Annotated in this window: 24 protein-coding genes; 17 read left to right on the top strand and 7 right to left on the bottom strand. The window is 57.4% G+C overall.

What is annotated here, in order from left to right; all coding sequences use genetic code 11:
* Positions 1–170 precede the first annotated feature (170 nt).
* Positions 171–992 (top strand): alpha/beta fold hydrolase, encoded by an 822-nt coding sequence (locus EKL29_RS17170; protein WP_120454668.1) that lies wholly within the window; start codon positions 171–173, stop codon positions 990–992.
* A 269-nt stretch (positions 993–1,261) separates the two neighbouring features.
* Here the strand turns inward: EKL29_RS17170 and EKL29_RS17165 are convergent, their stop codons facing one another.
* The gene (locus tag EKL29_RS17165) at positions 1,262–1,498 is read right to left on the bottom strand and encodes a hypothetical protein (RefSeq protein ID WP_126690295.1); all 237 of its coding nucleotides are present in this window, start codon (positions 1,496–1,498) and stop codon (positions 1,262–1,264) included.
* Positions 1,499–1,591: 93 nt separating this feature from the next.
* On the opposite strand from EKL29_RS17165, the gene EKL29_RS17160 reads away from it, so the two are divergent.
* Positions 1,592–1,756 carry a general stress protein gene (locus tag EKL29_RS17160; RefSeq protein ID WP_071997459.1) on the top strand — a complete coding sequence of 55 codons (165 nt, stop codon included), beginning with the start codon at positions 1,592–1,594 and terminating at the stop codon, positions 1,754–1,756.
* Between the two features lie 828 nt (positions 1,757–2,584).
* Here EKL29_RS17160 and EKL29_RS17155 read toward each other — a convergent pair.
* From EKL29_RS17155 to EKL29_RS17140, 4 genes are all read right to left on the bottom strand, one after another.
* Positions 2,585–3,538, bottom strand: coding sequence for an aliphatic sulfonate ABC transporter substrate-binding protein (locus EKL29_RS17155; protein ID WP_120455118.1), 954 nt, complete (start codon positions 3,536–3,538; stop codon positions 2,585–2,587).
* A 103-nt stretch (positions 3,539–3,641) separates the two neighbouring features.
* Positions 3,642–5,300, bottom strand: a complete 1,659-nt coding sequence (locus EKL29_RS17150; protein ID WP_120454666.1) for an alpha,alpha-trehalase — start codon at positions 5,298–5,300, stop codon at positions 3,642–3,644.
* Between the two features lie 429 nt (positions 5,301–5,729).
* On the bottom strand, positions 5,730–6,830 hold the full coding sequence (locus tag EKL29_RS17145; RefSeq protein ID WP_120454662.1) for an NADH:flavin oxidoreductase/NADH oxidase: 1,101 nt from the start codon (positions 6,828–6,830) through the stop codon (positions 5,730–5,732).
* Positions 6,831–7,040: 210 nt separating this feature from the next.
* The gene (locus EKL29_RS17140; RefSeq protein WP_126690294.1) at positions 7,041–7,895 is read right to left on the bottom strand and encodes an SDR family oxidoreductase; all 855 of its coding nucleotides are present in this window, start codon (positions 7,893–7,895) and stop codon (positions 7,041–7,043) included.
* Between the two features lie 102 nt (positions 7,896–7,997).
* Between EKL29_RS17140 and EKL29_RS17135 the strand changes: the two genes are divergently transcribed.
* The 8 genes from EKL29_RS17135 to EKL29_RS17100 all read left to right on the top strand — a co-directional run bounded on the left by EKL29_RS17135 (position 7,998) and on the right by EKL29_RS17100 (position 15,286).
* Entirely contained in the window at positions 7,998–8,369 is a 372-nt protein-coding gene (locus tag EKL29_RS17135; protein ID WP_126690293.1) for a helix-turn-helix domain-containing protein, read from the top strand.
* Between the two features lie 842 nt (positions 8,370–9,211).
* A complete protein-coding gene (locus tag EKL29_RS17130; protein WP_126690292.1) occupies positions 9,212–10,636 on the top strand; it encodes a cytochrome ubiquinol oxidase subunit I in 1,425 nt (474 codons plus the stop codon).
* 1 nt (position 10,637) lies between these two features.
* Entirely contained in the window at positions 10,638–11,642 is a 1,005-nt protein-coding gene (gene cydB / locus EKL29_RS17125; RefSeq protein WP_120454654.1) for a cytochrome d ubiquinol oxidase subunit II, read from the top strand.
* A gap of 1 nt (position 11,643) precedes the next feature.
* Positions 11,644–11,811 (top strand): DUF2474 domain-containing protein, encoded by a 168-nt coding sequence (locus EKL29_RS17120; protein WP_120454651.1) that lies wholly within the window; start codon positions 11,644–11,646, stop codon positions 11,809–11,811.
* Positions 11,812–12,394: 583 nt separating this feature from the next.
* On the top strand, positions 12,395–13,258 hold the full coding sequence (locus EKL29_RS17115; RefSeq protein ID WP_120454646.1) for a helix-turn-helix domain-containing protein: 864 nt from the start codon (positions 12,395–12,397) through the stop codon (positions 13,256–13,258).
* Positions 13,259–13,441: 183 nt separating this feature from the next.
* Positions 13,442–13,645, top strand: coding sequence for a hypothetical protein (locus EKL29_RS17110; RefSeq protein ID WP_120454644.1), 204 nt, complete (start codon positions 13,442–13,444; stop codon positions 13,643–13,645).
* A gap of 229 nt (positions 13,646–13,874) precedes the next feature.
* Complete coding sequence (locus EKL29_RS17105; protein ID WP_126690291.1) at positions 13,875–14,666, top strand: siderophore-interacting protein; 792 nt, start codon at positions 13,875–13,877, stop codon at positions 14,664–14,666.
* An 83-nt stretch (positions 14,667–14,749) separates the two neighbouring features.
* Positions 14,750–15,286, top strand: a complete 537-nt coding sequence (locus EKL29_RS17100; protein ID WP_126690290.1) for a PadR family transcriptional regulator — start codon at positions 14,750–14,752, stop codon at positions 15,284–15,286.
* Positions 15,287–15,296: 10 nt separating this feature from the next.
* On the opposite strand, the gene EKL29_RS17095 is transcribed toward EKL29_RS17100, so the two are convergent.
* Complete coding sequence (locus EKL29_RS17095; protein ID WP_126690289.1) at positions 15,297–15,584, bottom strand: SelT/SelW/SelH family protein; 288 nt, start codon at positions 15,582–15,584, stop codon at positions 15,297–15,299.
* A gap of 241 nt (positions 15,585–15,825) precedes the next feature.
* Here EKL29_RS17095 and EKL29_RS17090 point away from each other — a divergent pair, with 241 nt between their 5' ends.
* From EKL29_RS17090 to EKL29_RS17065, 6 genes are all read left to right on the top strand, one after another.
* Positions 15,826–18,183: a TonB-dependent receptor domain-containing protein gene (locus EKL29_RS17090; RefSeq protein ID WP_126690288.1), complete on the top strand. Its 2,358-nt coding sequence runs from the start codon at positions 15,826–15,828 to the stop codon at positions 18,181–18,183.
* A 55-nt stretch (positions 18,184–18,238) separates the two neighbouring features.
* Positions 18,239–19,270 carry a hemin-degrading factor gene (locus EKL29_RS17085; RefSeq protein ID WP_126690287.1) on the top strand — a complete coding sequence of 344 codons (1,032 nt, stop codon included), beginning with the start codon at positions 18,239–18,241 and terminating at the stop codon, positions 19,268–19,270.
* Entirely contained in the window at positions 19,267–20,088 is an 822-nt protein-coding gene (locus tag EKL29_RS17080) for a hemin ABC transporter substrate-binding protein (protein ID WP_126690286.1), read from the top strand. The genes EKL29_RS17085 and EKL29_RS17080 overlap by 4 nt, the downstream gene beginning before the upstream one ends.
* Positions 20,081–21,079 (top strand): iron ABC transporter permease, encoded by a 999-nt coding sequence (locus EKL29_RS17075; RefSeq protein WP_126690285.1) that lies wholly within the window; start codon positions 20,081–20,083, stop codon positions 21,077–21,079. Before EKL29_RS17080 ends, EKL29_RS17075 begins: the two co-directional genes overlap by 8 nt.
* Positions 21,076–21,855, top strand: coding sequence for a heme ABC transporter ATP-binding protein (locus EKL29_RS17070; RefSeq protein WP_126690284.1), 780 nt, complete (start codon positions 21,076–21,078; stop codon positions 21,853–21,855). Before EKL29_RS17075 ends, EKL29_RS17070 begins: the two co-directional genes overlap by 4 nt.
* Before the next feature lie 96 nt (positions 21,856–21,951).
* Positions 21,952–22,461 (top strand): CinA family protein, encoded by a 510-nt coding sequence (locus EKL29_RS17065; RefSeq protein WP_120454619.1) that lies wholly within the window; start codon positions 21,952–21,954, stop codon positions 22,459–22,461.
* On the opposite strand, the gene EKL29_RS17060 is transcribed toward EKL29_RS17065, so the two are convergent.
* Positions 22,458–23,441, bottom strand: coding sequence for an MDR family oxidoreductase (locus EKL29_RS17060; protein WP_126690283.1), 984 nt, complete (start codon positions 23,439–23,441; stop codon positions 22,458–22,460). The two genes, EKL29_RS17065 and EKL29_RS17060, sit on opposite strands and share 4 nt — an antisense overlap.
* Before the next feature lie 569 nt (positions 23,442–24,010).
* Between EKL29_RS17060 and EKL29_RS17055 the strand changes: the two genes are divergently transcribed.
* Positions 24,011–26,161 (top strand): ornithine decarboxylase, encoded by a 2,151-nt coding sequence (locus tag EKL29_RS17055; RefSeq protein WP_126690282.1) that lies wholly within the window; start codon positions 24,011–24,013, stop codon positions 26,159–26,161.
* Positions 26,162–26,286 lie beyond the last annotated feature (125 nt).

Here is a 26,286-nt window from a genome sequence, read left to right as displayed (position 1 = left end):
CTGCCAGGCTTGATAGCGGAATATCTGCGGCAAGATGCCCAGGATTTTTTCACAACTTCCGATCGCTAAAATCCTTTAACGTCTTATCAAAATTTCTGCTTTAGGTTTTATCTCGCGTCCAGGTTAGCTTGATTAACAAGACACAACATCACTGATAACGGAGACCAGACATGAGCACCTTAACGACAAAAGATGGCGTACGCATTTACTTCAAAGATTACGGTAAGGGAGAGCCGGTGCTGTTCAGCCATGGCTGGCCGCTGGATGCCGATATGTGGGAGAGCCAGCTGGTTCACCTGGCCGAGAACGGCTACCGGGCAATCGCGTTCGACCGTCGTGGTTTTGGTCGTTCCGATCAGCCGTGGGAAGGGTATGACTACGACACCTTTGCCGACGATATTCACGGCCTGATTGAGCATCTGGGGCTGAGCGATATCACGCTGGTGGGCTTTTCAATGGGCGGCGGCGACGTAACGCGCTACATCGGCCGCTACGGCACGGAAAAAGTAAAAAGCCTGGTGCTGCTTGGCGCGGTCACGCCGATCTTCGGTCAAACTGCCGACCACCCGGAAGGACCAGAAAAAGCGGTATTCGACGGCATTATTGCCGGACTGCGTAAAGATCGCGCGCAGTTCATTAAAGAGTTCGCCACGCCGTTCTATGGCATTAACGCCGGGCAGACCGTTTCCGACGGCGTACTGACGCAGACGCTGAACATTGCGCTGCTCGCTTCGCTGAAAGGCACCATCGACTGTGTTACCGCCTTCTCAGAAACGGACTTCCGCGCCGACGTGGCGAAAGTGGACGTGCCGACGCTGATCATTCACGGCAGTAATGACCAGATTGTGCCGTTTGAAGCGACCGGCAAGCTGGCGCACGAGCTGATCGCCGGGTCGGAGCTGAAAGTTTACGATAACGGCCCGCACGGTTTCGCCGTCACGCATCAGGATCAACTCAACCAGGATCTTCTGACATTTTTACAACAGCATTAATACCGTTTTCTGTAAATCTCGCTGCCAAACGCCCTCAGGGGCGTTTTTTATTTTCACTTCACCCGCTTTATCACGTGGAATATAAAACAGGGAGCAAGGTTTCTCTGAAATCAACCTTCTGATTATTTATTGATCACATCTGACGACATCAGGAATGAAATAACGCTTTCAGCCGCTTCGCTTTATTAACTATTCACGGTTCGCTTATTTATTGAGGAATTATCTTATTTTTCAACAAAAAGTGATCGTTTTATGATCAGCGGCTTCGCTTATAAAAATTCTCTTTCTTTTCTTACCGCTCCGCTTAAATGATCCCATTCGTCCAGAATAACGGTTAAATAGACTCGTTTTGCGCCGTTATAAGGATAAATAAGGGATTGCCGTTGAGGTTTTTTACACGCTGATAACGTGCACGCATGATTTCCTCCAGAAACAGTTGGCTTGTTGATTTGTTTGCTATTGCGAGCGATTTTGCTAAACACAAAGGCACGGAATACTTGATTCATTATTTTTAAAAGCTACATTTAACCCTGCGCTATCAAACTTGATGAAGCGTAGGCTGTGATATTTTTATTATTAATCCTTAAGAGGAACACAGTATGTCTCAATATCGTGGTGGAGCTGGAAACTTTGCGGTTGATCGTGAGCGAGCAGCGGAGGCGGGTAGAAAAGGCGGCCAGAAGAGCGGCGGCAATTTCAAAAACAACCCTGAACGCGCTATCGAAGCCGGGAGAAAAGGAGGGAAGATTAGCCGTCGTAGCTGAAATATCAGCAAGTTAGATGGATAAGCTGTCAACATTTGACCGCGGGTGAGTCATATTTTTTCTCTTTTAGTTCTCCTTGCGAAACTTCCCTGACAATAGCATGTTCCTGTCTTTTTTTAAGAACCAGGATCGCCCTAATTAAACCGGACTCGGTCTGTTCCTTGTCCGGTTTTTTAAAGCTCGTTTATAAAAATGGAAAATTCACAAGCTTTAGTTTGAGATTTACATCTTCTGACACTGACGTGTGAAGCAATTCAACTCTGTTTTAATTTATACAACAACATGGTGAGTTGTACAATTTTTCAGAAAGAAATAACAATTAAATTGTACAGCAACTATGAATAAATTTTTAGCTAACCCTTTGGTATAAATAGGAAAATGCATTTTACATGCCACTTTTTCTTTAACAGTGTTAATTTTTTATGATATTGCCTCAGAAAAGAGAGGGCTTTTTATCTGGGCGCCTGAAAGTAGACAGAAAAAGTGGAGACCATCACTTTCTATCCAGGAGAAAAGGAAAGGTTTCGTACAACAGGCGGCGGTTTGAAGCAGGGAAGGGAGCAGGCGGTCTCCACGGCATCTGGCCACAGAGGGAGGCACTACAACTCACCTTCTCCAGGATGCTATGAACGTCACGGCTGGCTATTACCTGTTCATTTAAATAAAAGTGGCCTTAAGAACGCGCGGGGCGAATAAGAAAAACGTAAAGGAAATAAATTAAGCTACAGCACACATTCAGAGATAGCGGTAATCAAAATGAAAGTGTGTGCTTACTATATTGGAGGGGCTGGGGATTAAGACGCTGGCCCTGGTGAGCCAGCGATATTTTCAAGGCGTGGTGGGCTGCCAGGTATTGAGCGCTTTAGCATCAATGCGCTTCGGCAGGAGTTTCGCGTCATAAAACGCGTCCGCAATGGTTTGCTGTTCCGACAGATCGCTTTTCTTCACCGGTTCGACCTGATAGCTGCGCTGCGTATTGGCTTTCTCAATGGTGGCTACCGGCAGCTTGCCCCATAACGGCGAAAGCAGCGCGGCCGCATCGGCCGGATGCGCTTTTAGCCATGCCGCTTCCTGCGTCAGCGCCTGATAAACGCTATTCAGCACCTGCGGATGCGTGCTGGCGTAAGACGTCGAGGCGAGATAATAGCGCTGATAGCTCGCCAGGCCTTCGCCGCTCGTCAGCACGCGCGCATGCTGCTCTACCTGCGCGCTGGTAACGTAGGGTTCCCATGTCACCCATGCCGCTACGCTGCCATTCTCCAGCGCCGCGCGTCCGTCAGCGGGCGTCAGCCAGGCCGGGGAAATGTCGCTGAACGTTAAACCCGCCTTTCTGAGCGCAGCGATCAGCAGATAGTGGCTGCCTGCCGCTTTGGTGACGGCGATCTTTTTCCCTTTGAGATCCTGCAGTGTTTTTACTGGCGAGTCGGCGGGCACCAGAATCGCCTGCGCCTGCGGCGATGGGGTTTCACGCGCATAATAAGTGAGGTTCGCTCCCGCCGCCTGGGCAAACAGCGGCACGGTATCCGCGACGTCGGCTGAAAGATCGATGTTATTGAGGTTGAGCGCTTCCAGCAGCGGCAGCCCGCTGGAGAACTCATGCCAGCTCACTTTTACCCCTTGCGCGGCCAGGGATTTGTCGAGATCGCCGCGCTGTTTGATTAGCGTAAGCAGCGTCGAGGATTTCTGGTAGCCGATACGGAGCGTTTCATCTGCGTGCGCAGAGAAAGCGAAAAGGGCAGTGAGCAAAAGCGCACTGCCCGATAACGAGCGGAAAGGTTTCATGGGCGTTTCCCGGGGAAGGTTAATCATCAGATGATGATAAAAGCGCATCAGGGACGCGCTAAACGCCTTTTTTGCATAAGCTTTGCGGCAGAGCGGGAAAGGACTAGTTCGCCATCAGATGGCCATACATCGCCATCAGGCGACGCGTCACGCCGTTGGTCCAGCCGAAACCGTCCTGCAGCGGGTATTCGCCGCCGCCGCCAGGACGCGCGCGATCGCCGCTGATGTCATATTTTTCCACCAGCTTATGGTGCAGCTGATAGAAATTATTGACCGTCGTTAGCCAGTTCACTGCGATTTCCGTCGCCAGCGTCTCTTCACCGTACTGATTGAGGCCGATAATCGCCATCCACTGCAGCGGCGCCCAGCCGTTGGGTTTATCCCACTGTTCGCCGCTTTCGACCATAGAGGCGACCAGTCCGCCGCTGGTCAGCAGCAGCTGACGCAGCGCGATAGCCTGCAGATGCGCCTGTTTCGGCGTTGCGAGGCCGACAAACAGCGGCACGACGGCAGCGGCGGTAAATGCGCCAAAGCGCTCGCGTCGCCAGTCATAATCGCGATATACGCCTGCCGTGCTGTCCCACAGGTAGCGGTTAATAGCGCGCTTACGCGCTTCGGCTTTCTTCTGCCACGCCAGCGCCGTCAGCTCTTCTCCTTTAGCATGAGAAAGCGTGGCGATCATCAGCTCCAGCTTGTAGAGAAACGCGTTCAGGTCGATCGGGATGAACTGCGTCGTACGGATGCTTGCCAGACGCTTAGGATCGCGCAGCCAGCGGGAGGAGTAATCCCAGCCAGATGCGGCACCCGCGCGCAGATCGCGATAGACTTCGCTCGCCGGACGGCTGGAGTGACGCGCCGTCTCGACATCTTCAATCCAGGATTCATCGCGCGGCGTATCGCGGTCGTCCCAGTAGCGGTTCAGCAGCGAGCCGTCGGACATACGCACCACGTGGCGATACGCCTGACGTGGCATCAGCGCGCCCGCGCCATCCATCCAGAACTGATACTCTTTCATCAGCTGCTCGAGATAGCGTTTTGCGCCGCGCACGCCATCTTCTTCAAACAGCTCAACCATCAGCGCGAAGACCGGCGGCTGTGAACGGCTCAGGTAGTAGGTGCGGTTGCCGTTGGGAATGTGACCGTAGTTATCGATCAGCCATGCGAAGTTATCCGCCATATGACGCAGCAGATCGTCGCGTCCGCTCTCCGCCAGGCCGAGCATGGTGAAGTAGGAGTCCCAGTAATAGGTCTCGCCGAAGCGGCCGCCAGGCACCACGTAAGGTTTCGGCAACGGCAGCAGCGATGAATGCGGCAGATGTTGCTGCGGCATTTTAGTTAATACTGGCCACAGGGCGTCAATATGTTCGTTAAGCGTTTTATCCGGGTTTGAAACGTAAAAACTTTCATTTATCGCCGGTAAATAAAAATGGTCCGCCACAAAGCGCGCCAGATCGAAATCGCGGCTGCGTTTCTGACGGCGATAACGCATCAGTACATCCAGCGGATCGTATTTAGGCGAGCAGTCTGGAAACGTTTTGCTGTCTTCAAAGATGCGCGACATCTGCACATGCTCGAACAGCTCCATGTAGCGATCGGCAGGCGTGAGCGCATCGGGCGCCGGCAAGCCTTCAATCAGCTCCGGTTCCGGCTCGGAATCCTGCATACGATCTAGCTTGAGCTCGTGGGGATCGTATTGATACTCAACTTCCGCCCCTTTGCGAACCTCATCGAATGCGTTGAGTTGCTGGCGATAAGTATTAATAGCGGCCTCCTGGAGTCTGAGGGTTTCATAAAAGAAAAATTATAGACTTATGGCTGGCCCAAACAACAATGCAGAATATCTATGAACGTAATAAAAATTGTCTATCAATAGCTTATTTAGCGGAATTGCTCTGGTTATCAAGCAAATAACGCGTGCGCTTGAAACATTTATTTAGGAGTAATCTTTGAAGAAAGAAAATAACTAGCGGAGAGTTGAAAAAAAGCGGCAAAAATTGACAAAAACCGACGTTGTCGCCGCGCTGTGGAATGAGCTATTTGTGGCATTTTTACGCAGCTGTAAAAAACGCCCGGTAAAGGGCGTCTGAAAATGGCGGGTCAGGTGCCAGCGCGGCGGGCAGGAGCCGGGCGCAAAGATGCGCGTGGCATCCATGCGCGACCGGAGTATGTCAGCCGCTTGCGGCCTGAGGCCTTATTCGCTGACGCGGTAGCGCTCCAGCCAGTGCGCGTAGGGGGCAGGCAGCACCCATGACGGCTGCGGCTTGTCGAGCGCCAGCGCGGCCTGGTAAGGCCAGTGCGGGTTTTTCAGATGAGCGCGGCCTACCATCACCAGATCAAGCTGACCCTTTTCAACGGTGGCGTTGGCGATAGCTGGCGAATCAATGCCCCATGCGGAAGCGACCGCAATATCCGCCTCGCGGCGTACGCGTTCGGCAATCGGCGCCAGGAAAGCAGGCGTGCCCCACGGAATATTAGCGTCCGGCGTAGAGAAGCCAATGCTGACGCTCAGCAGATCCAGACCGTTGGTGCGCCAGTAGCGCGTCAGGTCGATCGCCTCTGACAGCGTCTCTTCGTCGCGACCGTCATACTCCAGCACGCCGAAACGGGCGGTCAGCGGCAGATTTTCCGGCCAGACTTCACGCACCGCGTCAAAGGTTTCGCGCAGGAAGCGGCTACGGCCTGCGGCGTCGCCGCCATACTGGTCGGTACGCTGGTTGGCGTGCACCGAGAAAAAGCTCTGCGCCAGATAGCCGTGAGCGAAGTGCAGTTCCAGCCACTCATAGCCGGCATCGCGTGCGCGGATAGCCGCCTGCACGAAGTCGTTGCGGACGCGCGCGATATCGTCGAGCGTCATGGCGCGCGGCACCTGCGGCAGATTGTTGCCGAAGGCGACAGCAGAAGGAGAGAGGGTCTCCCAGCCGCGTCCGTCGTCCGCTGCGATGTGATCGTCGCCTTCCCAGGGTTTGTTTGCGCTTGCTTTACGACCGGCATGGCCGATCTGGATGCCCGGCACGGCGCCCGCCGCTTTGATCGCCTGCGCGACCTGCGCCAGGCCTTCAGCCTGCGCGTCATTCCATAAGCCAAGGCAGCCGGGAGTAATGCGTCCTTCCGGTGAAACGGCGGTCGCTTCAACGATCACCAGGCTTGCGCCGCCGCGCGCCAGCGCAGCGTAGTGGACGTGATGCCAGTCATTAACCAGGCCCTGTTCAGCGCTGTACTGACACATAGGCGGCACCGCGATGCGGTTGCGCAGCGTAACGTCTTTCAGACGGAATTCAGAAAACAGAGACATAGCACCCTCTTAATCATTGATCAGTTCGATCGCCTGCTTGCCGCAAGGCTACGGCGCTGTTGCGTCGTGCAGCGGCAACCAGAAGCGATTCGCTGTGCAATGTACCCTGAGAGCTTTCCCGCAGCCTACGCTCCCTGTGCTGCGCGGGGCAGACAGCGAGGGAGCGCGACAGGCGGGGAGGGCCGCCAAAGGCGCCCGCCCGCCTTGGGCTTATTTCGCCAGCGTCGCCTTAATCACCTCTTGCCAGGGTGTAGTAGCGCGCCCGATCAGTTTGCTCAGGCTGCGGGAGTCATCAAACAGGCCGCCCTGTGACGCGCCCTTGTCGGAATCCGCCAGCATCTCCGCCAGGCCATCCGGCAAACCGGCGCCTTTGAGCGCGGCGGCGAACTCGGCGGGGGAAAGATTGACATAGTCCACCTGCTCGCCGGACTGACGCGCAATTTCAGCGGCGAACTCCGCCAGGGTGTAGCTGTCGTCGCCCGCCAGCTCATAAATTTTGCCTGCCTGATCGTCGCGGCTAATGACCTCTGCCGCGGCATCGGCGTAATCCCGACGCGCCGCCGAGGCGATACGTCCCTCGCCAGCCGATCCGATAAAAGCGTGGTGCGTCAGGGCAGGGGCGATGCTGGCCGCATAGTTTTCGGTGTACCAGCCGTTGCGCAGCAGCGCGAAAGGAATGCCAGACGCCTGCAGCAGCGCCTCGGTGGCGCGGTGTTCGACGCCAAGGCCTAGCGGCGAGCTGTCCGCATGCAGCAGGCTGGTATAGGCGATAAATTTTACGCTGGCCGACTTGGCTGCGTTAATGACCGCCTGATGCTGCGCTTCGCGCTGGCCCACCTCGCTGCCGGAGATCAGCAGCAGCTTGTCCACGCCGGACAGGGCTGACATCAGGGTCTCGGGCTGGCTGTAGTCCGCTTTACGCACCGTTACGCCCTTTGTCGCCAGATCGGCGGCTTTTTCTGGCGATCGCACGGCGGCGATGATTTGCTCCGCCGGCACTTTTTTCAGTAATGCTTCAATGACCAGACGGCCTAGCTGGCCGGTTGCGCCTGTTACTGCAATCATTTTTCGCTCCCTGGTATTTGTGGTTGTCGAAAGCCAGAGTAGGATAAAGGCTAACTTTTCGTAAGTACTTACAACTTTGTTAGTTTGGAAGAAACAAGTTAAATGTCTGAAAAAATAAGTGAAAAATTTAGCCGCGGTGAGCTGTTAAACGTTAACTGTCCGTCGCGCGAGGTGCTTAAACGGGTTACCAGCCGCTGGAGCGTGCTGATTTTCCTCGCATTGCGTAACGACAGGCTGCGCTTCAGCGAGCTACGCCGCGCCGTTGGTGGCATCAGCGAACGTATGCTGGCGCAGACGCTGCGCCATATGGAGGAGGACGGGTTCGTCGAGCGCATCGCCTACAATGTCGTGCCGCCGCATGTGGAATATTGTCTGACGCCGCTTGGTCGCGAGCTGGAAGGGCAGGTGGTCGGCCTCGCGGACTGGCTGGAACTTAACGTGAACCGTATTCTGGCGCAGCGCGAGAAAGCCTGACGGCGCGCCGTTACGCTACAGCGCGCATTCTGAATCGGCCTCATCCCCTGCAGCCTGCTTTCCCGGCGGGCTTTACCGCTTCGCTTTTGCGGCGCGGCTTTACATCCTTATCAAAACAGAGGCCCGCGCGAGAAGGGATCCAGAGGTTCTGTTCCCCCGGCTCTCATTCAGCGTCGTACCAGCAGAGGCTAAACAAAAAAGCGAAAAGCAAGCGGCCAAAACGAGGCGCGCCAATATCCGCCTGAATAAAAATCGTCGCTGCATCGGTTATTACCGCTGCGCCATGTTAGGTTTTTATTAACAACTTTATCTCATCTTTTTGTGACGGATTAATTAAGCGTGACGGAATAGCGAATAATGGCTGTGTGTCATAAATCACGCTTTTTAAACGTAACGCCTTAAAAGGGGTTCTTAAGGGCCTAAATGCTTAATTTGCATTAATTAAGGCCTGTACTAAACTAAAGAATTGCCCGTTTTTCTGCTGTGGGTATAGGGAAAATAACACGCCAAAACATGGCGTTGCGTATGTAAAGAATTGCTATGTGACTTTCGTCACTCCCCTCACATAATCACGCAACAATAAATAACAAAGATGTCACATTAAAGCCTGTGAATTAACCTAAAACCTTGCGTTAAAATAGGTAATTACGGACAAAAACAATGACCAAAATCAAAAAACGCTGTTATAGTTTTCGCATCCCAGACTGTTTCTGTTTGTCAGGCGCGAGTTCCTATAAATTCGCGTCAGCAATAGGCTTAAGCACAGCGTAAATATTAACGCTGTGCTTTGGTTGTTAACTATAAGTAAATATATGGTGTTATATGTGGCAACGAGGTAAGCAATGTTCGGATTAGACGCCTTTCACCTGGCCAGGATACAGTTCGCGTTTACTGTCTCCTTTCATATCCTTTTTCCCGCCATTACCATCGGCCTCGCCAGCTTTCTGGCAGTGCTCGAAGGCATGTGGCTGAAAAGCCGTAACGAAACCTACCGCGATCTCTATCACTTCTGGTCCAAAGTCTTTGCCGTTAACTTTGGTATGGGTGTGGTATCAGGTCTGGTGATGGCCTATCAGTTCGGCACCAACTGGAGCGGCTTCTCGCAGTTCGCGGGCAGTATTACCGGTCCGCTGCTCACTTATGAAGTCCTGACCGCATTCTTCCTGGAAGCAGGCTTCCTCGGCGTGATGCTGTTCGGCTGGAACCGCGTCGGACCAGGACTGCACTTCTTCGCGACCTGTATGGTGGCGCTGGGCACCCTGATCTCTACGTTCTGGATCCTCGCCTCTAACAGCTGGATGCATACGCCGCAGGGCTATCTGATCCAGAACGGGATTGTGGTGCCGGAGGACTGGCTGAAAATTATCTTCAACCCGTCGTTCCCCTACCGTCTGTTCCATATGTCGGTCGCCGCCTTCCTTGCCAGCGCCTTCTTTGTCGGCGCGTCCGGCGCATGGCATCTGCTGCGCGGCAACGATAACCCGGCTATCCGCAAGATGTTCTCTATGGCGCTGTGGATGGCGCTGATTGTCGCGCCGATTCAGGCGATGATTGGCGATGCGCACGGTCTGAACACCCTTGAGCATCAGCCAGCGAAGATCGCCGCGATTGAGGGACACTGGGAAAACCCGCCGGGCGAAGCGACGCCGCTGATCCTGTTCGGTATCCCGGATATGGATGAAGAACGCACCAAATATGCGGTGGAGATCCCTTACCTCGGCAGCCTGATTCTGACGCACAGCCTGGATAAGCAGGTGCCAGCGCTGAAGACGTTCCCGAAAGAGGATCGTCCTAACTCGCTGATCATCTTCTGGTCATTCCGCGTGATGGTGGCGATGGGGCTGCTGATGATTACGCTTGGCGTGGTCAGCCTGTGGCTGCGTTATAAAGGGCGTCTTTATCAGTCGCGTCCGTTTCTGTGGTTTGCCTTGCTGATGGGGCCTTCTGGTCTGATCGCACTGCTGGCGGGCTGGTTCACGACGGAAATTGGCCGTCAGCCCTGGGTCGTTTACGGCGTGCAGCGCACCATTGATGCGGTGTCTGGTCATGGCGATCTGCATATGAGCATCAGCCTGCTGGCCTTTATCCTGGTTTACTCCGCGGTGTTTGGCGTAGGTTACATCTATATGATCCGTCTGATTAAGAAAGGCCCGCTCACCGGCGAAGGCAAGGATGTGCGTCACGGCGGTCCAGGCCATGGCAAAACTCCGGCTCGTCCGCTCTCTGCGGCACATGAAAGTCTGAACGATCCGCAGGAGGGAAAATAAGATGATCGATTTTTCCATTATCTGGTTCGCGATTATTGTTTTCGCCACCCTGATGTATATCGTCATGGACGGTTTCGATCTCGGTATCGGGCTGCTGTTCCCCTTTAATAAGGATGCGGTCGAGCGCGACATGATGGTTAACACTGTCGCGCCGGTATGGGATGGCAACGAGACCTGGCTGGTGCTGGGCGGCGCGGGTCTGTATGGCGCTTTCCCGCTGGCTTATTCCGTGATCGCCGATGCGCTCTCTATTCCGCTGACGGCGATGCTGATTGGCCTGATCTTCCGCGGCGTCGCCTTTGAGTTCCGCTTTAAGGCGACCGAAACGCACCGCGCGTTTTGGGACAAGTCTTTCGTGGCGGGCTCTATTCTGGCGACCTTCAGCCAGGGCGTGGCGGTTGGCGCGATGCTTGACGGCATTCAGGTAACAGGTCGTCATTTCAGCGGTTCCGCAATGGACTGGCTGGCGCCGTTCCCGCTGTTCTGCGGCGTGGGTCTGGTTATCGCCTATGCGCTGCTGGGCTGTACCTGGCTGATTATGAAAACCGAGCATGAGCTGCATCGTAAGATGTCTGCGCTGGCGACGCCGCTGGTGATCGCGCTGCTGGTAGTGGTCGGCATTATCAGCCTGTGGACGCCGTTCAGCCATGACGCTATCGCGCAGCGCTGGTTTACCCGTCCGAACCTTTACTGGTTCCTGCCGGTTCCGGTGCTGGTGCTGCTCTGCTCGTGGGGCATTATTCGCGCCATTAAGCGCGAGGCGCACTATTCGCCGTTCCTGCTGACGCTGGCGCTGATTTTCCTCGGCTTTTCCGGACTTGGCATTAGCGTATGGCCGAATATTATTCCGCCTTCCGTTACGATCTGGCAGGCAGCGTCTCCGGCGATTAGCCAGGCCTTTATGCTGGTAGGCAGTTTGTTGATTATTCCGATGATTCTTGGCTACACCTTCTGGAGCTACTACGTGTTCCGCGGGAAAGTCAAAGCAGACGAAGGATACCATTGATATGCGAACCGAAGTCGACAGCATGAAAAACCACAATGAAGCCAAAGCCCCGTTGTGGAAACGCATTCTGTGGCTGGTGGTGATCTATGGAGCAAGCGTGCTGGCGCTCGGTGTCGTGGCCATGCTGTTCCGGATGATGATGACCGCAGCAGGTATGCGAAGTCACTAACAGTTTTGGTTGATATAAAGGCTGGCGTTGCCAGCCTTTTTTTATGCCTTTATATGGGCAAGGGCAAGGGCCGGTGCTGACGCCAATGGCATGGGCCGATCGCAAAGTCGCTCAAGGCATCCATGCTCGCTCGGCCCGCGACATCCCTGTCGCGGGACGCTTTGCTCTTCTGCCCATGCCATTAGCGTTTCAGACACGGGTGCGATTGCGACTTTGTTTTAAACAGTTTTGTTGCGGGGGCTTTGCTCTTCTGCTCACGTCATTGGCTTTTCAGGCACGGGACGATTGCGACTTTGTTTTAAACAGTTTTGTTGCGGGGGCTTTGCTCTTCTGCCCACGTCATTGGCTTTTCAGACACGGGTGAGATTGCGACATTGTTTAAAACAGCTCTTCGCGGGACGCTTTGCTCTTCTGTTGATGCTCTCGGCGTTTCATTTCTTAGCCTCTCCCCTGACAGGCTAAACATTAAATGCCTTTTATCGCCGCTTTGCTTGCGCTTTCTTTACCCTTTCTTACATGCGTAAGACGTTTTTGTTATGATTATGTGACTAATCTCGCACTACTTTCTACGATCTTCACAGAAATGCTCAGCCTGAACGTAAAAAAACAGTACATCAGCGATCTGGTGGACTGGATTGAGGCGAATCTGACCGACGATCTCAATATCGATCTGATTACCCTGAAATCCGGCTACTCCAAATGGCACATGCAGCGCATGTTCAAAGAGATGACCGGCCAGACGCTGGCGGCCTATACGCGCAAGCGTCGCCTGACGATGTCCGCTATGGCGCTGCGTCTGACCCGCATGCCGCTAATCGATATCGCGGTGCGTTTTGGTTTTGATAACCAGCAGAACTTCACCCGCGTCTTCAAGAACCATTTCTCCCTCACGCCAGGCGCTTTCCGCCGCGTGCCCGACCTGCAGCTGAAAAGCTTCCACGGGCCTATCTCCATTCACGGCGAAATGATGCAGGCGCAGCTGGTAGAGCGCGATGAGCTGCAGCTGCGCGGCGAGCTGATCGAGTGGGAGTGTAAATTCGGCGACTACGTGCGCGACCATGCGCAGACCGTCGCGCAGCAGGCGCGCAACTTTGTTCGTCTGGCTGGTCAGCAGGTCGATCGCGGCTGGCTCGGCTTTCAGTATGGCCCCGGCAACTCGGCGGAACAGCAGCATATCAGCCTGTTCCAGGCGCTGGAGAGCCAGCACGCCGATATCCTGGGACCGAATATCGTCAACTGGACGTCGGCGCGCGGCCTTTACGCCACCATCCCCTGGCAAGGCTCGCCGGAGCAGCTCACGCGCTTTATCGCCGATCTTTACTACGTGCATCTGCCTGCGCTGGGTGTCGCGCGCCGTCAGGGAAAAGATCTGCTGCGGCTGGATATGAAGGCCTCAACCCCCGATGCGCTGGTCGGTCTCTTCTCTGTGCCTGTCACCCAGTGCTGACAGCGGCTTTTCGTGCGGTGAAACGTGATAAACCGCACGATTCTATAAAACAGATGCGCTTTCTGGCGTAAAATTCCTGTCTTAACCCGGAAGCCATGCGGATATCGTGCATAAGGCTGGCCGGACTGGATATTCATCTGCCTTTCAGGTTCTTTCCGAACCAGATATAAAACGACGACAACCATGAAACTTTCTTCGCTGTTACTTACTACGGCGCTTGCTGCTTTGCCGCTCTTTGCCGGCGCCCAGATGGCTGAACCCTTTACGCCGCCTGCTGGCCTGCATCCGCACGCCCAGCCGACCCAGCACGAAATCCAGGGCGACAACGCGCTGCCGCAGCAATCGCAAAAGCACTTCAGCTCAGACACCTTAAACGACAACGTCTGATCGTTGCGCGCGCCGGTTCAGCGCGCGCCTTCGCTTTACCCTTTCTCCTTAACGCGTGCAGGCGCTGGCCTGTGCGCCTGTTCGGCTGCGCGGAAATAGCACAATCGATCCTTGCGCCTAAGATATATCATGAGTAATCTGAGCCTCTCAAATGAGAATCATTTCTGACATTCTTACGCATTGACGTCCGCAGCCGGCGACGCTGACCGGCTTCGTAAAAGGAGAACCTATGCATTCCGACAACAGAGCGTTCCGAAGCCGCGCGCCGCAGCGCGTGCGCAACGAGCTGCGTTTTCGCCATATCGCCGTCGCCAGCAAAACGCTGGTTGCGGGTGAATTCTGGCGCGTCACCTTTCACGGCAGCGATCTGGCAGGCTTTAATTCGCCGGGCTTTGACGACCATATCAAGCTCTTTTTCCCGCAGAACAGTGACGACGCGCTGCAGTTGCCGCAGATGACCGATGAAGGCATCGTCTGGCCGAATGGGGCGCGTCCGCCAGCGCGCGACTATACGCCGCTCGCCTTTGACGGCGAAGCGTCGCTAACGCTCGACTTTTACATCCACGACGGCGGCGTCGCCAGCAACTGGGCGCAGCAGGCGAAAGAGGGCGATCGGCTCATTATGGGCGGCCCGCGCGGCTCGCTGGTGGTACCGACCGACTACGGTTTTCAGCTCTATGTCTGCGATGAAACCGGCCTGCCTGCCTTTAAGCGCCGTCAGGCGGCTATCGAGGCGCAGGAGCTGCATCTGTTCGCCTGCGTAGATGAAGCGACCGGGCGCGACTATCTGCCGGATCTGAGCGGGGTGAATGCCCACTGGCTTGGTAGCGGCGCGGCAGAGGCGAATAAACTCGACGCGCTCATCGCCGCGCTGGATAACATCGCCGTTCCGTCGTCAGATTACTTTATCTGGCTGACCGGCGAAGGCGACTTCGCGAAAGCGCTCGGCGACTACTTTGTCGAGCGGCGCGGCCTGGATGGTACCTTTGTGCGCGCCGTCGCTTACTGGCACGCGAAATAAGCTGCCGCCGCCGCCCGTGTTGAATTTTGCCAGGCGGCGGACTACTATCTTCCTCCCGACCATACTCCCCCTTCAGGCAGGCAATGAAACAGGATCCGGCTTTCTCGTGTCATCAGGATTCCCCCGCGCGCGGTGGCTGCGGCGGTCGCCGTAAACGTCGTGAGAAGATGCTGGATGCCAGCGATATCCGCCTGTTAATGCTGCACTTTCTGGCGCAAAACGATGCGCATGGCTACGAGCTGATCAAATCAATCGAAGAGCTTTCCAAAGGGGAATACTCTCCCAGCCCCGGCATTATTTATCCTAACCTGACGCTGCTGGAGGAGATGGACGCTATCCGCGTGGTGGATTCGCAGGCGTCGCGCAAAGCCTATACGCTGAATGCGGCAGGACGTGCGCTGCTGGCAGAACAGCAGGCATCCGTCGAACATATTATCGAGCGTCTCTCCTCGCTGGCTATCCTGGTCAATAACCGCAGCATTCCTGATGTAGATCACGCCATCCATCGTATGCGCGCCGTGCTCAATAACCGCCTGTCACAGGAAGCCATTTCGGCGGAAGCGCTGGAGAATATCGTCGACGCGCTGAATGCGGCGGCGGATAAGATCGCCGCCAGCTAAAGCCGCTGTCTCAGCTTTTTTTCTTATCGACATGTCCCAGCGAACGCTCCGGGAAGCAGACGTCGCGCACGCGCTGCTTCAGCGCCGCCGCGTCTGGAAAGCCGCCGTCGCGCTTACGCTCCCAGAGGATTTCATCATTAATGGTGATCACGAAAATCCCGCCGGTCCCGGGCCGGAGCGTGACTGCCGCCAGATCGTCTGCGAAGGTATGCAAAAGTTCCTGCGCCATCCAGGCGGAGCGCAGCAGCCAGTTACACTGCGTGCAGTAGTGGATAGTGATGGTGGGTTTCTCAGTCATGGCAATGTTCCAGCGTGGCAGTAGTCAATGACGTAAAGCGCAGATTAGCAAATTGTGCGGTACAAGATACATCTTAATCTGCACCTAGTTGATAATGATTCCCACTTGCATTACAGTCCTTGCGAAATTACTTATAATAAAAACGGCGTTTCTGTTTACGGTTTTATGTGCGAAACCGTAGTCTGACTACTGATAGCAAGTAAGTGAGCAAATACTAACGTTTATAAAGGTATTTGCGCTTATGTCTTCAATGTTTCAGGGATTGACCCAACAGCGGCTCTGTAAAATTGCGCTGCTGGCCTCTTCGGTTCATGTCGCCTGCGGCTATGCCGACAGCAACACGCTTGCCGCTGAAAAAAACAGCAGCGAGCCTGTGATGACCGTTACCGCGCCGAAACCTGACGCGGGAAATAAAACCACTCTTACCGCCGATGACCTTCAGAAACGTGGGGCGAACGACTTCGGCTCTATTATGCGTTACGAGCCGTTAATCAGCGCCAACGGAGCGGCAGGCGGCTCTTCAGTAGGTAAAAGCGGCTTCGATCGCGCAGGCTACACTGGCTATAACATTCGCGGTCTGGAGAGCAATCGCGTCGGACTCGACGTTGACGGCATTCCGCTGCCGGATGCGACAGGGCGACCCTATGTCAGCCGCGTCGGCAACAACACCTTCGGTATCGGTCGCGGCGACTATATCGATCCCTATATGTTCGGCAGCATAGATATTGAAAAGGGCGCAACGGCGGTCAGTCAGCCTAACACCGCTATCGGCGGCAACGTCTCTTTCCATAACAAAAGCGCCGATGACTACCTGAGCAGCAGCAAACACACCTATTTCGGCTATCAGAGCGACTACGACTCCTCTAACCGCAGCTGGCACAACGGCATCACGGCGGCGGCGGGCGACGACGAGCTGCGCGGGGTGTTCGTCTACAGCCGCCGTGACGGTCAGGAGACCAGAAACAACAGCGGCGTGAAAGCATCTTATCCGGCTAACTGGCACTCCGATGCCTTTATGACCTCAGGCATCTGGCAACCGAACGATCGGCACAAGCTGAGCGCCACCTTTGACTATTACCAGAAAACTAACCATACCCACTACGATGGCTGGAACAGCGGCGGCACTGCCGTCTGGGGAACCACGCAGCAGCAGAGCGATACGCGCCGCTTCGGCGTCAGCCTGGGGGATGAATGGACGCCTTACAATGACCTGCTTGATACGCTGACCACGCGTCTCTACTGGCAGAAAACCGAGTCGCACGACAACACCTGGATGCCGAGCAGCGCCACCGCTTATAAAAGGGTCTGGTCGGACTACAACACCGATAGCCTGGGCTTCGACACGCGCGCCACTAAAAACCTGGGCCGTCATGAACTGAGCGCCGGTATTAACGCCCGCGGGGAAAAAACCGAGCGTCCGTTCCGCTCTACCTCAACCTCGTCGTATGGTAACGCTGGCGCGATTATGCAGCCGCAGGCCGACAGTCGCAGCTATACCGTAGCGGGCTACGTCCAGGACAAAATCAATTTCGACCTCGCCAGCCATAACTTCGCGGTGATCCCCGGCGCGCGCGTAATGTACCAGAACACCAAACCGCGCGACCTCTCCGATCTCGCCTCCGGCAGCAGCGTGCTGACCGCAGAACAGCTGGAAGCGCTTTACGGCTCCGGCAGCAGCGATACTAAGGTATTGCCGTCGCTCACCTTCCAGTACGATCTGACGCCAGCGCTGATCACTTACCTGCAATACAAGCGTGGCGTGCAGTTCCCGACCGCCAGCCAGCTTTACGGCTCATGGAATATGGGCGCCAGCTATGCGGGCACTGCCCAGTATGCCTTGATCGGCAACACGGACCTGAAAACAGAAACCAGCAATAATATTGAATGGGGTCTGAAAGGTCAGGTAACGGAAGGCGTCACGGTGAATACCTCGCTGTTCTACAACCAGTACAAAAACTTTATCGCCTACACGCGCTACACCCGCTCTGGCAACCCTGACAAATTTGTTAACGTGCCGAGCAATATCTACACCTCTTTCCAGGCGGAAAACCGCGATAAAGCCTATATCTACGGCGCCGAACTGACGACCAAAGTTAACTTTGGCACCTGGTTCCAGCCGGTCGACGGGCTGAGCGCCACCTTTGCGCTGGGCTATAACGAAGGGAAGTCAAAATCGAACTACACGGGCGACAAATATGTCGATCTCGACAGCGTCGCGCCGCTGAAGGCGATCGTCGGCCTGGCGTGGGACGATGCGCAGCGCGGCTATGGCGCCGCCGTTACCGCAACCTTTGTTAAAGGCAAGCGCGCCACTGAGACCAACCGCGAAAGCTACAAAAATACAGGCACGGCGATTACCGACTCCACCAGCGAATATATGCGCGTGCCGGGCTATGGCATGGTGGATGCTACCGCTTACTGGCAGGTTGCGAAAAATGTCCGGCTGAGCGGCGGCGTCTATAACCTGACCGACCGCAAATACTGGGATTACACCAGCAGCCGCCAGCTGACCACCGACACGGCGCAGGATCGCAACGATGTGGCGCTGGCGGTAATGCCGGGCCGTACGTATCAACTGGGCGTTAACGTCGAATTTTAATCACTCGTCCGCCCTGCGCAGGCGCAGGGCGCTTTTCTGAAGGGAGTAGTGCGCAATGAACCCACTTTGGCAGCAGTACCAGCTAGCGAAAAGCGAACATCCGAAAAAATATGCCCGCGACCTGGCGGCCCTGATGGGCGTCAGCGAAGCCGAGCTGTGCCACGCCCGCGTCGGCCATGAGGCGCAGCCGCTGAAGCCGCAGTTTCGCGAGCTGATGCTGGCGCTGGAAGCGGTTGGCGAAACGAAAAATATCACCCGCAATGCTTATGCGGTGCATGAGCACCTCGGCCATTACCAGAACGTCAGGCTGGGCGACCACGCCGGGCTGGTGCTTAATCCACGCGCGCTCGACCTGCGTTTTTTCCCTGACCAGTGGCGCAGCGCTTTCTTTCTGCGCGAGCAGAGCGCGCGCGGCGAGCGGCAGAGTATCCAGATCTTTGACCGTTACGGCGACGCGGTGCTGAAAATCTACGCCACCGACCATACCGATATGAACGCCTGGCAGGTGCTGATTGCGCGCTTTGTTGATAACGCGCCCGCCGAGCTGAGAGTCGAGGCGGCGGAGGCAGCTAATTTCGCCTGCGATTTCGACGCCGCCGCCCTCGACAGCGAGTGGCGCGCCATGACTGACGTGCACCAGTTTTTCCGGTTGCTGAAACGCCATAACGTTTCAAGGCTGCAGGCGTTCCGCGCGGCGGGAGACGATCTGGCATGGCGCGTGGATAACAACTCGCTGGCACGTCTGCTGACGCAGGTGCAGGAGGAGGGCAATGAAATAATGATTTTCGTCGGCAATCGGGGCTGCACGCAAATCTTTACCGGCGCGCTGGAAAAGCTCGTGCCGACAGGAAACTGGCTCAACGTATTCAATTCAAACTTTACGCTGCATTTGATGGCGGATCGCATCCATGAGAGCTGGGTGACGCGCAAACCGAGCGGCGACGGCTTCGTCACCAGCCTGGAGCTGTTCGCCGCTGACGGTACGCAGATCGCACAGCTCTACGGCCAGCGCAGCGAAGGCACGCCGGAACAAACGCGCTGGCGCGAGCAGGTGACTTCGCTGAGCGCGGCGGGAGAGGCGGCATGAAACGGCTGATCCCCTGGCTGCTGTTGCTGGCGCTGCCGACGTTCGCAGCGGAGCGCATTATCTCTATCGGCGGCGACGTCACGCAGATCGTCTATGCGCTGGGGGGCCAGCAGGCGCTGGTGGCGCGCGACAGCACCAGTCAGCATCCGGCGCTGGCGAAGCGTCTGCCGAATATCGGCTATATGCGTCAGCTCAACGCCGAAGGCATCCTGGCGCTAGAGCCGACGCTGGTGCTGAGCAGTGCGCAGGCGAAACCCTCGCTGGCGCTGCAGCAGATCGCTCAGACGGGCGTAAAGGTGGTGGAAGTCACCGGTGAGAACAGCCTCAAGGCTATCCCTGAAAAAATCGCCACCATTGGTAAGGCGCTGCATCGCGATGAGGAGGCGCAGGCGCTGGCGGATCGGGTTAACCGGACGCTGGCGACGCTGCCGAATCGGCCGCTGCCGGTCAGGGTGCTGTTTATTATGACGCACAGCGGCATGAAGTCGCTGGCGGCGGGCAGGGATACCGCCGCCGACGGCGCTATTCGCAGTGCAGGCTTAATCAACGCGATGGGAACGATGCCGCATTATCAGACGCTGTCGCAGGAGGGCATTATCGCCGCCGCGCCGGATCTGGTGGTTATCGGCAGCGACGGGCTGAAAACCTTAGGCGATGAAGAGAAGGTGTGGCGACTGCCTGGCCTGGCACTGACGCCCGCAGGCCAGCATAAAAACCTGCTGGTGATCGATGAGATGGCGCTGCTCGGCTTTGGTCTGGATACGCCGGGCGCGATCGTTAAGCTGCGCAAAGCGGCGGAAGCGGCACGCCATGGCTAACCCGACCGCGTTGCGCTGGCTGGCACTGATGCTGCTTAGCATGCTGGCGGCGATGGCGATAGCGGCGAATCTGGGCGCGATAAGGCTCTCGCTGCGCGTGCTGTGGCAGGCGCCGCTCAGCGATATGGTCTGGCAGATCTGGCTGAATATTCGCCTGCCGCGCGTGCTGCTGGCGGTGCTGATCGGCATGGCGCTGGCGGTTTCCGGCGCGGTGATGCAGGGGCTGTTTCGCAACCCGCTCGCCGACCCCGGCCTGCTCGGCATCAGCAGCGGTGCGGGGCTGGCAGTAGCCATCGCCATTAGCCTGCCGCTGGCGCTGCCGCCGCTGCTGGCGCTCTGGTTGCCGACCCTGGCGGCCTTTCTCGGTAGCCTGGCGGTGATGGCGCTGATCTTTAGCCTCAGTCGGCTGGCGCTGGGCAATCTGGCGCGTCTGCTACTGGTGGGCATCGCGATTAACGCGCTGTGCAGCTCGGTGGTGGGGGTGCTCTCCTGGCTGAGCAACGACCAGCAGCTGCGCCAGCTGTCGCTGTGGGGAATGGGCAGCATGAGCCAGGCGCAGTGGCCGATGCTGGCGGTGTGTGCCGCCTTTATCCTTCCGTCGCTGCTGCTGACCCTGCTTCGCGCGCGCCATCTCAATCTGCTGCAGCTGGGCGAAGAGGATGCCCACTATATGGGGATTGATGTCAGACGCACGCAGCGGCAGCTGCTGGTGCTGAGCGCGCTGCTGGTGGGCGCGGCGGTTTCGGTAAGCGGCATTATCGGCTTCGTCGGCTTAGTGGTGCCGCACATGATGCGCTTCTGTCTCGGCAGCGATCATCGCTGGATGCTGCCAGGTTCGGCGCTGGCGGGCGCCATCCTGCTGCTGCTGGCGGATACGCTGGCGCGCACGATAGTGGTGCCTGCCGAAATGCCGGTGGGCCTGTTGACCAGCATGCTGGGCGGTCCCTGGTTTCTCTGGCTGATCCTGCGCCAGCAGCGAGGAGTGGAATAGTGGAACAGTTAGAGGCGCGCAACCTGCGCTATTCACGAGGCGGCAGGCTGCTGATCGATTCGCTGGATCTGTCGCTGGTACCGGGCGAACTGGTGGCGCTGATTGGCCCGAACGGCGCAGGCAAATCGACGCTGCTGCGTATGCTGACTGGCTTTCTGACGCCAGATTACGGCGAGTGTCGGCTGGGCGACAGGCCTTTAGCCGAGTGGCCACGCGTGAAGCTGGCGCAGCGGCGCGCGGTAATGCGCCAGCAGAATCCGGTCGCCTTCTCTTTGCCCGCCGCCGCCGTGGTGGCGATGGGCCGCGCGCCCTGGCCTGGCGGGGATACGCAAGCCGTGGTCGAAGAGGTGATGGCGTTGACCGACTGCGGAAAACTGGCCGAACGCGACTACCGACAGCTCTCCGGCGGCGAACAGCAGCGGGTGCAGCTGGCGCGCGTGCTGGCGCAGCTCTGGCAGAACGGCGCGCCGCGCGGCTGGCTGTTTCTGGATGAGCCGACCTCGGCGCTCGATCTCTTCTGGCAGCAGCAGGCGCTGCGCCTGCTGCATCGGCTTTCGCGCCAGAAGGATTTCAGCGTATGCATTGTGCTGCACGATCTTAACCTCGCCGCGCTCTGGGCCGATCGCATTTTGCTGCTGCATCAGGGCAGGTTAGTGGCGCAAGGCCCGGCGCAGGCGGTGATGACCGAAGAGACGCTGACGCGCTGGTACCGGGCAGAGCTGCGCGTTTCTCCTGACCCTGAGAGCGGCAGACCAGGCATCCGGCTGCGTGCCTGAAGCCGTTTGGCTTACTATTCATAACGTTAGCTTTTAACGGCGCGCCGATTTTCGACCATACTTTCTACTCTGAATCCACTAACAGGGAAGCAAAATATGAACGATGCATTAGATCAGGCCGCCGAACAGCTTGGCGAGCGGCTTCTCTCCTCTGAGTGGCGGTTAGCGACCGCCGAGTCCTGCACCGCCGGCTTGATCAGCATGACGCTGGCGAAGGTAGCAAACAGCGGCAACTTCTATACCAGCGGCTTCGTCACCTACAGCGATAATGCGAAAAGCCAGCTGCTGGGCGTCCGGCCGGAGACCCTTGAAGAGCATACCGCCGTCAGCGAACAGACTGCGCGCGAGATGGCGATCGGCGCGCGCGAACGTTCCGGCGAGCCGGTCAGCCTGTCGATTACCGGCTATGCCGGGCCAGACGGCGGCGAAGACGGCACGCCAGCGGGCACTATCTGGTTTGGCTGGACCCTGCCTGACGGCAGCGTGGTGGCTGAGATGCGGCGCTTCGAGGGCGAGCCGAAATCGGTGATGGAGCAGGGCGCGCAGTTCGCGCTGGAGCGTCTTGCGGTGCTGCTGCGCGACGCCGCCCTGCATCAGAACGCTTAACGACAGTCGACGATCAGGCGGCCGCGCACCTTGCCGTCCAGCAGATCCTGCGCGCCCTGTTTCGCTTCGCTGAGCGGAATTAGCGTAGTGAGCTGCGTCAGTATATCGTCATTCAGCAGTTCCCCGAGCCGCTGCCACGCCTGCTGACGCAGCGGTTTCGGGCACATTACGCTGTCGACGCCGGTGAGCGTCACGCCGCGCAGAATAAAGGGCGCGACGCTGGCGGGCAGATCCAGACCCTGCGCCATGCCGCAGGCGGCTACCACGCCGTCTCGCTGGGTTGAGGCCAGCACGTTGCTCAGCGTATGGCTGCCGACGCTGTCGATAGCGGCCGCCCAGCGCTCTTTCGCCAGTGGTTTGCCTGGCTGTGACAGTTCGCTGCGGTCGATAATCGAACGCGCGCCGAGGGTATCGATCAGGTAGCCCTCGTCGCTGGCGCGTCCGCTGGCGGCAATCACTTCAAACCCCAGGCGCGCCAGCAGGCTGACGCTGAAGCTGCCGACGCCGCCGCTGGCGCCGGTGACCAGTACCGGACCGCGCTCGGGCGTGACGCCCTGTTTCTCCAGTGCCATCACGCACAGCATCGCGGTCAAACCCGCGGTGCCTATCGCCATGGTCTGCAGCGGACTCAGGGTGGCAGGCACTTCCACCAGCCAGTCGCCAGGGACGCTCGCCTTCTGCGCCAGACCACCCCACTGTTTCTCGCCAACGCCCCAGCCGGTAAGCAGCGCCACATCGTCCAGCTGCCACTCCGCATGTCGGCTGGCGGTGACGCGGCCGACGAAATCGATGCCCGGCACCATAGGGAACTGCCGCACGATCGGCCCTTTATTGCAGATGGCCAGCGCGTCTTTATAGTTCAGCGTGGACCAGGCGACGTCGAGGGTGACGTCATGGTCGGGCAGCTGGGATTCGTTGAGATCTTTCAGGTTGGTGCGGTAGCCTTGCTCATCATTTTCAATGACTAATGCTTTAAACATGCAGCCTCCGGCAATGGGGAATGTGCCGGTCAGTCTACTCTTCTGCGGCGGGAAGGGGTAGAGAAGGGGCACCTGACGCCGGGGATGCTGGCTGTTGCATAATATTTCATAAAGCAAAGATAATTAAGCACTTATTTGCGGGTTGTTGTGTTTAATTATTTAATTATCATGGTGTTATGTAATTCTTTTTCGCAAGCTTATTTACTTTTCCCGGGTTGTTCCCGCGCGAGAAAAATGACATCATTGCGCCTCTTTTTCGCTGACCCGTTGAGGATGCCGTTATGGTCGCAACAATGCGCAACCGCACTTGCCTCCGCTCGCGTTGCCCTGCGCGCAAGGCGTTCTCCCCGACTATCTTCGCTAAGCATTTCCCGCTCACCATGCGGTGAAGCCAGCTAAACGTTCGCTGTTGGGCATGCGTAAAGACAGACGCGATCTGGCTTTACTGATGTCTATCGGGTGCGGCTTTACCTTTTGCTCCGCCTCCGCCTGACGTTATTCGCCGGGGAATCATCCCCATTGCCGTGCCTCTGGCACCCACTCATCCTTCACCGTTGGGGATTTGTGTTATGACACCACTGAAAATTGCCGCCAGCGCTGCTGTGGCTCCCAGTCTTACCCTGAATACCGGGCGTGACGTAGTGACGCTGGACAATACCGACTTTACCGACGTGGCGGCAGTGGTCGTCTCGCTGGCCGATACGCGCAGCGGCGTGCTGGCGCTGTTGCGCCATACCGGCTTCAACCTGCCGGTATTTGTCGCCAACGCCTGGGAAGAGGAGGTGCTGCACCTGCCGGGCGTGACCGGCGAACTGGACGGCTCTGTGGAAGCCTGGGCGGCGCTGGAATCGGCCGCGGCGGAGTATGAGGCGAACCTGCTGCCGCCGTTTTTCGACACGCTGACGCGCTACGTCGATATGCAGAACAGCACCTTCGCCTGTCCGGGACACCAGGGCGGGGTCTTTTTCAAAAAGCATCCGGCGGGGCGGCAGTTTTTTGACTTTTACGGCGAGAATCTTTTCCGTTCCGATATGTGCAACGCCGACGTCAAGCTGGGGGATCTGCTTATCCACGAAGGCTCGGCGAAAGATGCGCAGAAGTTCGCGGCGAAAGTGTTTAACGCGGATAAAACTTACTTTGTGCTTAACGGCACCTCCAGCGCCAATAAAGTGGTGACCAACGCGCTGCTGACGCGCGGCGATCTGGTGCTGTTCGACCGCAATAACCATAAGTCGAACCATCACGGCGCGCTGATTCAGGCGGGCGCGACGCCGGTCTATCTGGAGGCGGCGCGTAATCCCTTCGGTTTTATCGGCGGCATCGACGCGCACTGCTTCGACGAGGCCTGGCTGCGTGAACAGATCAAAGAGGTCGCGCCGCAGCGCGCCGGGGAAGCGCGTCCGTTCCGTCTGGCGATTATTCAGCTCGGCACCTACGACGGTACGGTCTATAACGCGCGGCAGGTGGTGGATCGCATCGGACACCTCTGCGACTACATTCTCTTCGACTCGGCATGGCTCGGCTATGAGCAGTTTATTCCGGTGATGGCGGGCACTTCGCCGCTGACGCTGGAGCTGACAGAGAACGATCCGGGCATTTTCGTTACCCAGTCGGTGCACAAGCAGCTGGCGGGCTTTTCGCAGACCTCGCAGATCCATAAAAAAGATAACCATATTCGCGGCCAGAAGCGCTTTTGCCCGCATAAGCGGCTGAATAACGCCTTTATGCTGCACGCCTCTACCAGCCCGTTTTACCCGCTGTTCGCCGCGCTGGACGTAAACGCCAAAATGCACCAGGGCGATGCGGGCCGTCAGCTGTGGCAGTCGTGCGTGACGCTCGGTATCGAGGCGCGCAAGGCGATCCTGGAACGTTGCGAAATGATCCTGCCGTTTGTGCCGGAGCAGGTAAACGGCGAACGCTGGCAGGATGCACCGACCGAAAGCATTGCCAGCGACAGCCGCTACTTCAGCTTTGAGCCGGAGGCGCAATGGCACGGCTTTGCCGGTTACGCGCAGGATCAATATCTGGTCGATCCCTGTAAGCTGCTGCTGACGACGCCGGGCATCGACGCGGCGAGTGGTGAGTACGCCGACTTCGGCATCCCCGCCACCATTCTGGCGAACTATCTGCGCGAAAACGGCATCGTGCCGGAGAAGTGCGATCTTAACTCTATCCTGTTTCTGCTGACGCCAGCTGAGAGCCTGGAGAAGATGGCGCATCTGGTGGCGATGCTGGCGCAGTTTGAACAGCATGTCAGAGAGGATGCGCCGCTGGCGGAGGTGCTGCCGACGATTTATCGCAAGAATCAGGCGCGCTACAAGGGCTATACCCTGCGTCAGCTCTGCCAGGAGATGCACGATCTCTATGTCAGCTTCGGCGTAAAAGATCTGCAAAAGGCGATGTTCCGTCAGAAAAATTTCCCGGCGGTGAAGGTGAATCCGCAGGATGCGCATCAGGCCTATATTCGCGGCGACGTCGAGCTAGTGCCGATCGCGAAAGCCGAAGGGCGTATCGCCGCCGAAGGGGCGCTACCTTATCCTCCTGGCGTGCTCTGCGTGGTGCCGGGCGAAGTCTGGGGCGGCGCGGTGCAGCGCTATTTCCTGGCGCTGGAGGAGGGCATCAACCAGCTGCCGGGGTTCTCGCCGGAGCTGCAGGGCGTGTATACCGAGGATGACGGGCAGGGGCGCAAGCAGCTGGTGGCGAATATGATAGTGGGATAGTGCCCGGCCGGGCGGCGGGGGGCGCCCCACCAGGCGGGGAGCCTCAGCGCAGGTTTCGTTCGCACGACAGACGGGGGGCTTCAGTGCAGGTTTCGTTCGCCCAACAGCCGGGCAGTTTCATCCCG

This window comes from Pantoea sp. YU22 (assembly GCF_003970755.1).
GTDB classification, from domain to species: domain Bacteria; phylum Pseudomonadota; class Gammaproteobacteria; order Enterobacterales; family Enterobacteriaceae; genus Pantoea; species Pantoea piersonii.
The sequence above is the reverse complement of the archived record's forward strand: the minus strand, read 5'-3'. Positions and strand labels throughout refer to the sequence as shown.